General features: G+C 44.2%; 11 protein-coding genes and 1 pseudogene. 10 read left to right on the top strand and 2 right to left on the bottom strand.

Going from position 1 to position 13,282, the window contains the following annotated elements; genetic code table 11:
- The first annotated feature begins 549 nt into the window (after positions 1-549).
- From O9324_RS07215 to recQ, 8 genes are all read left to right on the top strand, one after another.
- Positions 550-1,575 (top strand): aldo/keto reductase, encoded by a 1,026-nt coding sequence (locus O9324_RS07215; protein ID WP_288139836.1) that lies wholly within the window; start codon positions 550-552, stop codon positions 1,573-1,575.
- The gene (locus tag O9324_RS07210) at positions 1,572-1,979 is read left to right on the top strand and encodes a gamma-glutamylcyclotransferase family protein (RefSeq protein WP_288139835.1); all 408 of its coding nucleotides are present in this window, start codon (positions 1,572-1,574) and stop codon (positions 1,977-1,979) included. The genes O9324_RS07215 and O9324_RS07210 overlap by 4 nt, the downstream gene beginning before the upstream one ends.
- 59 nt (positions 1,980-2,038) lie before the next feature.
- On the top strand, positions 2,039-2,239 hold the full coding sequence (psb35, locus tag O9324_RS07205; protein WP_002766079.1) for a photosystem II assembly protein Psb35: 201 nt from the start codon (positions 2,039-2,041) through the stop codon (positions 2,237-2,239).
- 235 nt (positions 2,240-2,474) lie between these two features.
- The gene (gene der / locus O9324_RS07200) at positions 2,475-3,833 is read left to right on the top strand and encodes a ribosome biogenesis GTPase Der (RefSeq protein ID WP_002766078.1); all 1,359 of its coding nucleotides are present in this window, start codon (positions 2,475-2,477) and stop codon (positions 3,831-3,833) included.
- Between the two features lie 3 nt (positions 3,834-3,836).
- Positions 3,837-4,712: an energy-coupling factor transporter transmembrane component T family protein gene (locus O9324_RS07195; protein ID WP_288139834.1), complete on the top strand. Its 876-nt coding sequence runs from the start codon at positions 3,837-3,839 to the stop codon at positions 4,710-4,712.
- Between the two features lie 581 nt (positions 4,713-5,293).
- A complete protein-coding gene (locus tag O9324_RS07190; RefSeq protein WP_002786560.1) occupies positions 5,294-7,279 on the top strand; it encodes an Ig-like domain-containing protein in 1,986 nt (661 codons plus the stop codon).
- Positions 7,280-7,931: 652 nt separating this feature from the next.
- Positions 7,932-8,543 (top strand): DUF3318 domain-containing protein, encoded by a 612-nt coding sequence (locus O9324_RS07185; RefSeq protein WP_158199998.1) that lies wholly within the window; start codon positions 7,932-7,934, stop codon positions 8,541-8,543.
- A gap of 108 nt (positions 8,544-8,651) precedes the next feature.
- The gene (recQ, locus tag O9324_RS07180) at positions 8,652-10,763 is read left to right on the top strand and encodes a DNA helicase RecQ (RefSeq protein WP_002766075.1); all 2,112 of its coding nucleotides are present in this window, start codon (positions 8,652-8,654) and stop codon (positions 10,761-10,763) included.
- 157 nt (positions 10,764-10,920) lie between these two features.
- Here recQ and O9324_RS07175 read toward each other — a convergent pair whose 3' ends face one another.
- Positions 10,921-11,061, bottom strand: coding sequence for a hypothetical protein (locus O9324_RS07175; RefSeq protein WP_002760440.1), 141 nt, complete (start codon positions 11,059-11,061; stop codon positions 10,921-10,923).
- A 994-nt stretch (positions 11,062-12,055) separates the two neighbouring features.
- Here O9324_RS07175 and O9324_RS07170 point away from each other — a divergent pair.
- On the top strand, positions 12,056-12,328 hold the full coding sequence (locus O9324_RS07170; RefSeq protein WP_002760442.1) for a hypothetical protein: 273 nt from the start codon (positions 12,056-12,058) through the stop codon (positions 12,326-12,328).
- A gap of 14 nt (positions 12,329-12,342) precedes the next feature.
- Complete coding sequence (locus O9324_RS07165) at positions 12,343-12,771, top strand: Imm30 family immunity protein (protein ID WP_288139833.1); 429 nt, start codon at positions 12,343-12,345, stop codon at positions 12,769-12,771.
- Between the two features lie 315 nt (positions 12,772-13,086).
- Here O9324_RS07165 and O9324_RS07160 read toward each other — a convergent pair.
- A pseudogene (locus O9324_RS07160) lies at positions 13,087-13,282 on the bottom strand (RNA-guided endonuclease TnpB family protein); the annotation flags it as partial.

Below are 13,282 nucleotides of genomic sequence, written 5' to 3'. Positions count from 1 at the left end.
TGTAATTCTTGGGCTGCCCATTTCTCCATTTTTTTGCTTACCTCCACCTTGATTCCTTCTTTCAAAACTATACCTATCAATCGTTTCCCCTTTTTTTAAGTTTCTTCTCTTTTTGTTAAGAAAGATCTGACTAATGGATAGGATCACTACAAGGGTTGGCACTTTTTGAGGGAAAAAAGTCTAAAAGTCTTAGCCAACAAGGTTTTTAGATTTATTCAGCAAACCCTAGTTACTTGGCGGGGAAAAATCGGCAAGCTGCTAGAATTTTACCAGAAAAAATCCAACAGGGAAGATTATCTGATCTTTTATTTACCTCTTGAAAACGGAATTGAAATCCCAAGGGTAGTTAGTAGATATAGAGATTTAGATGCTATGTTTGATGTTGATTAAGAAAGAGATCGCCCCGGTAGAGGTTGTTACCCTTCCCGTCCGCCGTTAGCTGCTCAAAATTGTATCAAATGTACTTGACAAAAAAGACTAAGTATTGTCGAAAAATTGTTAATCAAATTCAATTATAATTAACTTCATTATTCAAAATTTTAGTTAATTATGCGTTACAAACTTTTAGGTAATAGTGGTCTGCGAGTTTCCGAACTATGTCTAGGAACGATGACATTCGGGGAAGATTGGGGTTGGGGGTCCGATAAAGAGGAAAGTCGGACGGTTTTTCAGGCTTTTGCGGAAGCGGGCGGCAATTTTCTCGATACGGCTAATATCTACACTAACGGAACCAGTGAAACATTAGTGGGGGAATTTGTCAAGGGCGATCGAGAAAAATGGGTAATCGCCACGAAATATTCTCTCAACACCCGTCCCGGCGATGTCAATGCCTGCGGAAATCATCGAAAAAACCTCTTTCAGGCGGTAGAAGCTAGTTTAAAGCGTTTAGGTACTGATTACATTGATTTACTCTGGCTTCATCTTTGGGACTCTCTTACTCCTATTGAAGAAGTGCTGCGCGCTTTCGATGATTTGGTCAGGATGGGAAAAGTCCTTTATATCGGCATTTCTGACAGTCCTGCTTGGATTGTCTCCCAAGCAAACACCCTGGCCACCCTACGGGGATGGACACCCTTTATCGGACTACAAATAGAATATTCTCTCAAGGAACGCACCCCCGAACGGGAATTATTGCCCATGGCCAAAGCATTAAATATCGGGGTGACAGCTTGGAGTCCCCTGGGAGGAGGCGTTTTAACGGGAAAATATAATCAACCCAACCCCGTCGATGGTCGTTTAAGCATGACCGACCAACCTTTTCAAATTTTTGATCGCGATTTAAAAATTGCCGAGACTGTCCTAGAGATAGCCAGAGAAATCGGGAAATCACCGGCACAAGTGGCGTTAAATTGGCTCAGAAATCGCCCTAACTCCGTAATTCCCATCATTGGCGCTCGAAAATTGTCCCAATTGCAGGATAATTTAGCCTGTGTGGATTTTAACCTGACTGGGGAACAGCTGCAACGACTCGATAATATTAGTGCCATTTCCCTGGGTTTTCCCCACGAACTTTTAGCCAGTCAATTTGTTGGCGATATCCTATTAGGAGGAGTAGCAGCACAATTGGATCGATGATGGAAGTTTTTGTTTATGGAACCCTGAAACCTAAAGAGAGTAACTATTCTGCCTACTGTGCAGGAAAAGTGATCAACTCTAAAACCGCCTACACAAAGGGGCATTTATACCATCTTACCGCCCTCGGTTATCCCGGACTGACCGAGGGCGAGGGCTGGGTGAAGGGAATTTTATTGACTTTTAACGCAGATTATGATATAGGGCTTTTGGATGCTTTGGAAGATTATCAACCCGGCAGAGCTGCAGAAGAAAACGAGTATCAGCGTCGCAGAATTCCTATTTATAATCTAGAGCGAGAATTGATCGGCGAAGCCTGGGGATATATGATGACACCGGCAAAAATAGCTATCCATGGCGGTATTTGGCTGCCTTCTGGTTGGTGGACCGGTAGCGATCTAGAATAGGGATGAGGGGTCCGATTCTGTTAAGATATACAAATTAAAAGCTTAATCGTGAAAAAATTATGTATTTACTCCTAGAAGTGGCCAGTGGCAAATTCCCCGTTTATTTTGTGGCAGTTTATGTGGTCGGTTTTCTCGCTGCTGTCACCATCGGTTCGATCGCTTGGTACAATTCTAAACGCCCGGTCGGTTGGGAAGATGCCCAAAGACCCGATATTATCCCCGAAGTGAAGACAGATGTAAATTCTGATTCTCAATCCTAGAAAAAGGCAGTGATCAGTTATTTTAGCCGTCAGCTTTTTTCTCCCTTCTCAGCAGTTATCAGGTTGGTTGGGATTGACCCTTGGCTGCGGACAAGAGACTAAAGACCTGCCTAGGCGGTTATTTCAGGTATTTCCGCCCTTCCTGGCGATGAGAAACACGATCAATCAACCAAGGTCGATCGCAAATCGCTATGATAGAATATTGGGTCTTAAATTTCCGTCCCCTCCTCCTCTTATGAAACTGCCTGTCGTCGCTATTATCGGTCGTCCCAATGTGGGCAAATCCACCCTCGTCAATCGTATCGCTGGAGATCAACAGGCGATCGTTTTCGACCAACCCGGGATTACCAGAGATCGCACCTATCAACCAGCTTTCTGGTGCGATCGAGATTTTCAAATTGTCGATACAGGGGGGCTAGTTTTTAACGATGACAGCGAATTTCTCCCTTTAATCCGCGAACAGGCTTTAATCGCCCTAGCAGAGGCAAGTGTGGCGATTTTTGTCGTCGATGGCCAGGCAGGAATTACCGCCGGCGATCGAGAAATTGCCGCTTGGTTACGACAGCAAAATGTCCCGATACTTTTGGCCGTCAATAAATGTGAATCGGTGGAACAGGGTATCCTGCAAGCGACGGAATTCTGGGAATTAGCCATCGGTGAACCCTTCCCCATCTCGGCCATTCACGGCTCCGGTACAGGAGAACTACTAGATGCCCTGATTAAATATTTGCCACCCGGGGCGGCAATTCCCGAAAATGAAGAAATTAAAGTGGCAATTATCGGTCGTCCTAACGTGGGTAAATCCAGTCTCCTCAATGCTTTAACTGGACAACAACGGGCGATCGTTAGTCCGATTTCGGGAACCACCAGAGACTCGATCGATACTTTAATTGAACGAGAAGGACAGGTGTATCGGTTAATTGACACCGCTGGCATTCGCCGTAAGAAGAATGTGGACTATGGAGCCGAATTTTTCAGTATTAACCGTGCTTTTAAGGCAATTCGCCGGTCTGACGTGGTGCTATTCGTCATCGATGTGCTAGATGGTGTCACCGAACAGGATTTAAAATTAGCGGGGCGAATCATTGAAGAAGGGCGTGCGGTGGTGCTAGTGGTCAATAAATGGGATGCGGTGGAGAAAGACACCTATACCATCAATACTTACACCAAAATGCTCCAAGATCGGCTGTATTTCATGGATTGGGCAGAAATGATCTTTGTCAGTGCTATGACGGGGCAAAGAGTCACCAAAATCCTCGAATTAGTCGATATTGCCGCCGAATCTCACCGTCGTCGCGTCAGTACCTCGGTAATCAACGATGTGATCGAAGATGCGGTTAAATGGCACAATCCCCCCACCACCAGGGGCGGAAAACAGGGGAAACTATACTATGGCACGCAAGTATCGAGTCAACCCCCCACGATCGCCCTTTTCGTTAACGATCCCCAGCGCTTTAATGATAACTATCGCCGTTACATCGAAGGGCAATTCCGACAACAGTTAGGCTTTAAAGGAACCCCGATCCGCTTAATCTGGCGCGGCAAACCGGCGCGAGAAGTGGAAAAAACGGTTAATAGAGCCACCAAGGTCTAATTTATGGATTTATTGCGAAGTTTGCCCATCGGTCTTTATCTCGATCAACCGATCACCCGACTACATCAACTAGATGCCAGGGTAAAATTTATCTGGTTAATGGTGTTTTTAGCAGCACCTTTATTAGCTAATGCTTGGTGGCGTTTAGCTTTGGTGGGATTATTAATGTTGTTAACCCTGCTTGCACCTATTCCCCCCCGCGTCTGGCGGCAACAGATGGGCTGGCTGATATTTTTAGCGATTATCGTCTTTCTGATTACTGCCATCACTCCCGATGGTTTAGCGGTCAGTATTCAGCCGCGTTTACCAGAGGAAGGGCTGAATTTACCGCCAGCAAGTGATTATCAGTATGTTTTATGGGATAGAGGTCGTTTATTTGTTACCCGACGTTCTTTGGAATTAGCAGTGAGAATTAGTACCCTAATTTTTACTTTAATTTATAGCACTAATCTCTTTTTATTGACGACGGCCCCAGAAGAAATTACCGAAGGTTTAGAGAATTTAATCAGTCCTTTACGGCGATTTAATGTGCCGGTGACGGAAATTTCTCTGACTCTGACCCTCTCTTTGCGCTTTATTCCCCTGGTTTTAGAAGAAGTGCAAAATCTAGCTAGGGCAGTGCGAACTAGGGCGATCGATTGGCAAAAATTAGGGATTAAAAAGAGTTTAAACGTCTGGTTAACAGTAGTGGAAAAATTACTAGATAATTTGCTTTTACGCGCCGAACAAATAGCGATCGCTATGGAGGTTCGCGGTTTTACCAGTCCCAATCAGCATCAAGTACGCTGGCACCAATTACAGTTAAGATGGGCTGATTTTATTGCTTTATTTTTGTTAATTCCCTTTTGGGCAGCCCGATTAGTTTGGGGGGGGTTATAGCAGTTATCAGTTATCAGTTATCAGTTATCAGTTATCAGTTATCAGATGCGAGTTTTAAGTGTGCAGTATTAACGCTCTTCTGGGACTTTCGGAAATCCCTGACCGAATCTAGGTTCTGAAACCCTTGCTTGACAAGGGAACGCTAACTTTTTTTCTAATAAAAACTCAAATTTCGGGTTTCTGTTAGTTAGCACTCGCTTGAAGGCTTACCCCATAAGAGAGCCAGAGTTGAGAGACTGTAAGATTTTTGCCAGAGTTCCTCCAAGCCAACACCTAAATCCGTCGGAATCGGCGCTCGCTTCTCATGACCTTTTGTGGGGTTTCCTTGGGTCAATCCAAGCGTACTATAGTTGGGTTTCCTTACGTCAACCCAAACTACAAGTCCTTTTTGTTGGGTTGAGTCCGTAGCCCCCCTGAATGGTTACATACGCTACATAATCTGTTACCATTTAGATACGGCGGTTCCTCTACGCGTGTGGCACCTATAACTCCTTATTGGATAAGCATTTCCACTTAGAAGATATATCAGACTGAGCCTGAATCGGCCGTATTTATGGAATTGTTAATTAGGAGTCTTTATCATGGCATTGCAAGAAGGCACTTACACCTGGGAATATGGCAACACTAACCAGGCCCTCTGGTTCACCGCTTCTTACAACACGGTCACAAATCAATGGACTGTTGATATGAAGAACGGGTCGATGGACCTCAATGCGTTGTGGTGGTCTAATGGCGATAGCAACGCGGATGGCGCTATCAAGTTGTTATCAAAGGATAACAGTCTCAATATGAATGGGACTGGTATTGTCTGGGATGGATACGACAAGATTTCCGATACGGGGTTAACGGGAACGGAGCATAATGGCAGCAGTCTTCTTACTGCGGGTAATACCTACACTTACAGCTACAGCAAGGATCAAGGGGTAGAGATCGAAGCGCTGTTGGCGGGGGGTGTTGTCACCCTTGGTGTCAGAGCCACAAGCGTCAACGGCACCGACGGTATCAAGGCGGTAGATGGACAATTTGTTTTCGTTCCCTACGACAATACCCCACCCACAGTGACGGTCGATATCGTTGATGCTTCCTTGAACGATGGAACTAACAGTTCTCTCGTTACCTTTGAGTTCAGCGAAGATGTCACCGGTTTTGCCGACGGTGATGTGAGCGTCAGCGGCGGAACCCTGAGCGACTTCACCCAGGTGGATGGCAACAGCTATACGGCCATCTTCACGGCCGATGATGGGGTGGAAACCATTGGCTCGGTGTCCGTGGCAGCCGATAGCTACAGTGACGCGGCAGGTAACAATGGTGGAGCCGGCTCGGATACGGTGACGATTGATACCAAAAATCCGACCCTTGCAGTCGATATCGTTGATGCTTCCTTGAACGACGGAACTAACAGTTCTCTCGTTACCTTTGAATTCAGCGAAGATGTCACCGGTTTTGCCGACAGTGATGTGAACATCAGCGGCGGAACCCTGAGCGACTTCACCCAAGTGGATGGCAACAGCTATACGGCCATCTTCACGGCCGACGATGGGGTGGAAACCATTGGCTCGGTGTCCGTGGCAGCCGATAGCTACAGTGATCTTGTCGGTAACAATGGTGGAGCGGGTACGGATACGGTGACGATTGATACACTTAATCCGACCGTGGGCATCACCTTCGACAACTCACCGCTCACTGGCCAGAACTTTAGCACTACAGTTACCTTCCAGTTCAGCGAAGCCGTAAGTTTCACGGCCAGTAATGTCACCCTAGCCAACGGGGTGTTGAGCAACTTCACTGGCAGCGGCAGCAGCTACACCGCCGCCTTCACCGCGACTGACTTCCAGTCGCCAACGGGAACAGTGGCGGTGTCCAACGACTATTTCGATATCCTTGGCAACCAGGGTGTTGCCAATTCGGCCAACATCGCCCTGACCGTGGGCGGCGGTCCTGACCCGAATGATGGGCCGTCTGGAGGCGACAGTGTGATTGGCTCAGGTACACTTGGCGCGGATTTCATCACCGGATCAAATGGTAACGACAACCTTAGCGGCATCGACGGCAACGACACCATCAATGGCGGCGACGGCAATGACACCATCAACGGCGGCACCGGCGCCGACATTATCAGCGGCGGCACCGGCAACGACAACATCATCGGACTCGGCGGCTTTGATCTGATCTACGGCGGATCTGGCAATGATACCATCAATGGTGGTAATGGTATTGACACCATCGTCGGCGGGTTCGGCAACGATTCCCTCACCGGTGGCGGCGGCGACACCTTCCGGTTTCTGAGCATCTACGACCAGCAGGATGTGATCACCGGTTTCAACGACACCATCGTGTTCGATATAACCGGTGCCAGCGCCTTCACAGCCTTGGGTAGCGGGGCTTTGGGAACCACAACCTACACCGGTGCAATTGCTGGCGGTTACCTCACCTACAGCGGCGGGGTACTCTCCTACGATGCCGATGGCTCTGCGGGATCAACCTTCAGTCCGTTGGCGATTGTCACGTTGACCGGAACTCTCACCCCCACCCTCTCCGACACCAAAGTGCTGTTCCAGGCGCTCTAGCTCAAGCAGGCATTCCCCGCCTTATTTCTCCGGCCCCTGCTGGCCATTATTGCGGGGAATGTTCTTAACTTCTTCTGCTCTGCACCTGCTTACCGGCTCTGGTTTTGAGCCAGTCCTTAGCCAGTCCGTAGTCCGTAGGTTGGGTTGAGCGAATCAATGGGTTAAAGAAAACCTCTCAATTTTAGAGGAAAGCGAAACCCAACAGCCAACACCTAAATCCGTCGGAATCGGCGCTCGCTTCTCCTGACCTTTTGTGGGGTTTCCTTGGCTCAATCCAAGCGTACTATAGTTGGGTTTCCTGACGTCAACCCAACCTACAAGTCCTTTTTGTTGGGTTGAGTTCGTAGCGACTGTATCGCCAGTTCGTTCATCAGGTTCGGCTTCACCTTCCCGTTAACGTAGTCACAAGCGGTTCGGGTTTTACTTGGAGTTGGCAAGATCTGGTCAGGACTGGTTTCATCCCCTCATTAATAATCAAAACATGAGGATTTTGAGGAAGATGCAAGAATTTATTGGCGATTTTCGGGGCATCGAACCCCTCAAAGCCGAACGGTAGGGACTCGCACGGTTTCGTTGAGAAAATTGTCGGAAAAGAGATATTAACTCAGAAAGCGATTATACTCAATGATCGAAGACTATTGGCCGGCGATCGATGAACCAAGACAACGAGATTAGTCATTTACTAGACCTCATGCCTGCTTCGGGACGGATGATGACCCGCATTGTCAGCAAACCCGAAAGCAGCAAGGTAATCGAAACTAATTTTCCCCTGCCCTGGCAAAGAGGAGTCAGACCGATTCCAATTAATTTTGACCTCTGGCGGCAATTATCAAGACCCCAACGGGATTTAGTCTTGTTAAGGGCCGTCTGTGTTTTAACGGCGGTAAAATGGTTTAAACCCGATCTCGATCGAGTAATTGCCCTGGCTGGTATGATCGGTTTAACCGTGGAAACCCTGCAAACCGATGCCGTCGGTATGGCAGTAGCGGGGGGTTTAACTGCCTTGGCAATTAACCGGATTTGGCGGGAAAAACGCAGCCCCCAACGGGAATTAGATGCGGATGAAGCAGCCCTAAAAGTGGCCGTTAGACGCGGTTACACGGAAACCGAGGCCGCTAAAAGCTTATTATCGGCTATTGAGACTATAGCTGAAATTGAAGGGCGATCGAGTCTCAATTTTAACGAGTTATTGCGCTGTCAAAATCTGAAAAAATTAGCCAATCTCTCCTTTGTTGGTGTTCCCGATCAGGTGAGACAATCCTAGGGTCAGTTGTTTTGGCTATCAGCTTTCTTTTTACTGATTACCGATCACTGACTACTTAAATCCCTAACCTTAAAATAACTACTATAAAAATATCTTTCCCCTTGCTCAATGGCTGCAATTGACTCTTTAGAAAAAGTCTTAAAATATCACTTTGGCTACGATCAATTTCGACCGAATCAACGCCAAATAATTGAGGCTGCTTTAAATAATCAGGATTTATTAGTAATTATGCCCACCGGAGGCGGTAAATCTCTCTGTTTTCAGCTACCTGCTTTAATCAAAAAAGGGGTGACGGTGGTGGTTTCTCCCCTAATTGCTTTAATGCAGGATCAAGTAACTGCTTTAGCTGATAATGGCATCGGGGCAACATTTCTCAATAGCACTTTAAATGCTAAACAAGTCAGAGAAAGAGAATCTTTAATCCTGCAAGGAAAAATTAAACTGTTATATGTCGCGCCAGAAAGATTATTATCGCCTAGTTTTTTAGATTTTTTAGCTGTTATTGATAATTACCTCGGTTTAGCCTGTTTAGCGGTAGATGAAGCTCACTGTGTCTCCGATTGGGGTCATGATTTTCGCCCTGAATATCGACAAATTAAACAAGTTCGTCAACGCTTTCCATCCGTGCCAATTCTGGCTTTAACTGCCACCGCTACCCAACAGGTTAGGGAAGATATTATTCAACAATTAGGATTGCGAGATACTTCCATTCATATTGCTAGTTTTAATCGTCCTAATCTTTATTATGAAGTTCAACCTAAAACCAGTAAATCTTATCAGCAATTGTATCAATATATTAAAGGACAAAAAGGATCAGGAATAGTTTACTGTATCAGCCGGAAAACCGTCGATAAAGTTGCCGAACAGTTACAAAAAGATGGTATTGATGCCCTACCCTATCACGCCGGTATGGATGATCGGGAAAGAAGCGAAAATCAAACCCGTTTTATTCGGGATGATGTGCAGATTATGGTGGCAACAATTGCCTTCGGTATGGGGATTAATAAACCAGATGTGCGCTTTGTCGTTCATTATGATTTACCCCGCAATTTAGAGGGATATTATCAAGAATCGGGCCGCGCCGGTAGGGACGGAGAACCGGCTAAATGTACCCTCTTTTTTAGCTTTGCCGATGCCAGAAAAATTGAGTATTTTATTAACCAAAAAACCGAGCAAAATGAACAACAGAAAGCTCGTCAACAATTGCGACAGGTGTTAGATTATGCCGAAGGGACTGAATGCAGAAGATCGAGTGTACTAGGCTACTTTGGCGAAAGTTTTTCAGGTAACTGTGGTAACTGTGATAACTGTCGGAATGGTAACAATTCCGAGGATTGGACAATCGAGGCACAAAAATTTTTATCCTGTGTGGCGCGGACGGGACAAAAATTCGGTATGATGCACATAATCAACGTGCTGAGGGGAGGAAAAGGTGAAAGAATCACCCAATATCAACATCATTTATTATCTACTTATGGCATCGGTAAAGATAAAACTGTCGGGGAGTGGAAACGTTTAAGTCGTTCCCTTGTCCAGCAAAATCTACTGGTAGAAACTGAAGACAATTTTAGAATCTTGAAACTTAATCAAAACAGTTGGGAAGTGATGCGGAAACAACGTTCCGTGTTTATTGCCGTCCCCCAAAAAGCTAACGGTCAAATCTTGGGAGACGACAATCCCAATACGCTGGAAAGTGATTTATTATTCGAGCGCTTGCGACAACTGCGGAAAAAAATTGCCGATAGTCAAGGGGTTCCTCCCTACGTTATTTTCCATGATTCTAGTCTGCGTTTGATGGCCCAATCAAAACCCCGGAGTTTAGGGGAGTTTCGTCAAATTTCTGGAGTAGTACAAAGCAAAGTGCAGCAGTATGGTGATATATTTATAGCGGCAATTAATGATTTTTGTCAGGATAGTCTTCCCTCTACTCAATTCCTCACTCTCCAATACTATCAAGATGGTTTGAATGCGGAAGAAATCGCTCGCAAAAGAAGCTTAAAAGTCTCAACAATCTATGAACATTTAGCTAAATTGCTGGAAGCGGGTTACGAAATTGATATTAATCAGTTAGTCTCTAAAAATAAACAGGAATATATTCGTTTAGCGATTAAAAAAGTGGGTGATCAATCCCTGAAAACTCTCAAAGAAAATCTGGGAGATAATTATAGTTATGAGGAAATTAAATTAGTTGTTGCTTGGCAAAGACGACCCCGGCAATAAGGCCAGAGCAACTCTTTTGATGCAACCCTCCACTTTACAGGCAATAGGCAATAAATAATCAGTTTTTAATAACCGGATTTAGTATTACAACCAGTGGGTTAATCCGCTCAAAAATTGCTTTTTTTCGGGGTTGAAAATTTTTCAACCCCGATTTTTATCATCCAGGAAAAATAACTTCTAGGGGAGCGGGAATCATCTCGCTACGAAAGTCAAGAATCTGAACTAGGATTAAATAGGCAACGGCGATTAAAATCGAAATCGCTCCCGTGATAATAGCGATAATTTTAGCAGAATTCATATAATTAACCGATAATTTCCTCAGATTATTGATCTATTGCCGCAAAAGCTACCGAAATTTATTCTCATCTAGGATTGCGAGCCTAAACAATTGAAACTGAAGATAAGTAGGGAGGCAAAATTATTTGTAGGATGGGTTAGCGGTAGCATAACATAATCAGGCGTTGGGTTTCATGCTTCAACCCAACCTACGTTCATCTTATATTTAATTCCACCCACCCACTTATCTTACAGCACAATTCTCCCGGACAGTTGAGGGAAGGGAGTGCATCTCAGTTTTGTAGAAATATCCATAACACATTTTGAGCGCAAGCATTGCGCCCCTACCATAAACCCGATCTAAAGCTGTCCCTTGAAAATTTGACAGGAGATAGTTCTTGTGGTTCAATGTATAGATTAAAATCTATGGTCAAGCTTTGAATTATTTTTTATTTGAATCTAGGCAACCAGCAAAACCCTTGCTATAATCGACAATATATGGTAATAGACCAATTCCATCCGCTGCATCCGCATCGGCATCCCCAAAGTTGATCAACCTCGCTTTGTTTTAAGGTAGGCTAAGGCCTGCCTTACTTTTTTGGGTTGGGAAGCACTGGAGTTGGGGGAAAAGAGGAAAATGGGTCATTAAAGCTTAATTATCAGGAAAAAGCTCTGATCGTGTCTAAATTCTAGCTTTCTTTCGGAGCAAGCTTTCGGGTGATCAATAACTAACAGAAACTAAATTTTCGAGTTGTTGTTAGAAAATAGGCGAGCGCTCGCTTATAAAATAAGAGTTTCAGCACTTATGTGTTGACAGGGATTTTCCGAGATAGAAGAGCGATAAGATTTTTATTCACCTATGATAAACCTATGGCCTAAAATAATCATAAGGAGACAACATCACTCAATTTAAACTACTGACAGGAGAAGGAAAAGTCGGGACATACGGCGACTTGTTAAAATTAGGTCGTAGAGGAGATAACTTAACCCCTCATCATCTACCATCCAATGCGTATATGAAAGCGAAAATCAAAGGTTACACAACTAATCAAGGAATTGCTATCATGATGGAACACTTATCCCCCGGAAAAGGAGGTCGTCATCGTCAAACCTTATCTTATGGTAAAAGTCCAGACTTAACCCTTTCCCCTCGACAAACCTTAGCACAAGAAGTTTGGGATATTCGCTCAATTTATCTAGGTCAAGGATTATATAATGCAGATATTAGAAAGGGATTACAAGAACTAATTCAACTTAATAAAACTACCTGGTCAACCTTTTTTGATTAAGGAGCAACAACCTCATGGATTTAATAAAAATCCTACAAGAGAATCGCTTAATGAAAACATCCCAAGAAATTAACTTATTTGAGGAAACATTAGAAAAACTTACCAAATATCCTGATGATAAACATTTAAAAGACTTACATCTTATCCTAGATGATAACTGTGAACATCCTGAAATTATGTTTAGTTTAGTGCATTTTTTAGAAGATTTTGAACCCCAACAACAAATACAAGCTTTTATTGAAGTGATTCCTCAATTAATGATAACTGCACCAGAATGGACAAAAATCATTCACTATCGAATGATTAATGATGAATCTGCTGTTAAAATTTATCAGAATAGTCTGGAATTAGCCAATCAAAAAACACCTCATTTTTTGTATCAACTTTTACTAGAAAGCGTCAAAAATTATATTAATTCATCCTCGGAGGTCATCTTAACCTAAATTTTTGTATGACTTATAGAAATTAAAATGATATTTTTATATCTGTAATCCCTTAAAAAATGTCGCTTTTTCTGGCATTTATTCAACCTTGATTAATTTAATTTGAGACTCAGGGACTTCCCCCAACCCCCCAAAAGCCTGGATTGGGTAATAAAATCAAAAGTAAACCCCAATTTTAAAAGAGAGTTTCCCCTTAAAAATCCCAACCTATATCTTGAGCAGTTAAACCCTCGACACTGTGGCCATCTTCTCCTTGAGACATGAGGTAACGTTCAATTAAAGGCAAACCGCTCAACTAAACTTACTCAAACTTACTTAAAAGCCTGAAAGCTTAGTCATTCGTAGTTCGACCGGCTCACTAACAAGTGGGTCAAGCACTACAGGATTAAACGGCAAACCCTTTATTCCCTGGTCAATGACATCAGGAATTACTTTTCTAATGATGTTAAATGACCCATTGACATCGGCATTTAACAACTGATTTGTTCCCATTTTATAAAGTCCCCTAGCT

Origin of the sequence: Microcystis sp. LE19-84.1B, from assembly GCF_027531875.1 — a bacterium.
Classification (GTDB): Bacteria; Cyanobacteriota; Cyanobacteriia; order Cyanobacteriales; family Microcystaceae; genus Microcystis; species Microcystis panniformis.
Note: the sequence above shows the minus strand (reverse complement) of the source record. Positions and strands in the feature narration are given on the sequence as shown.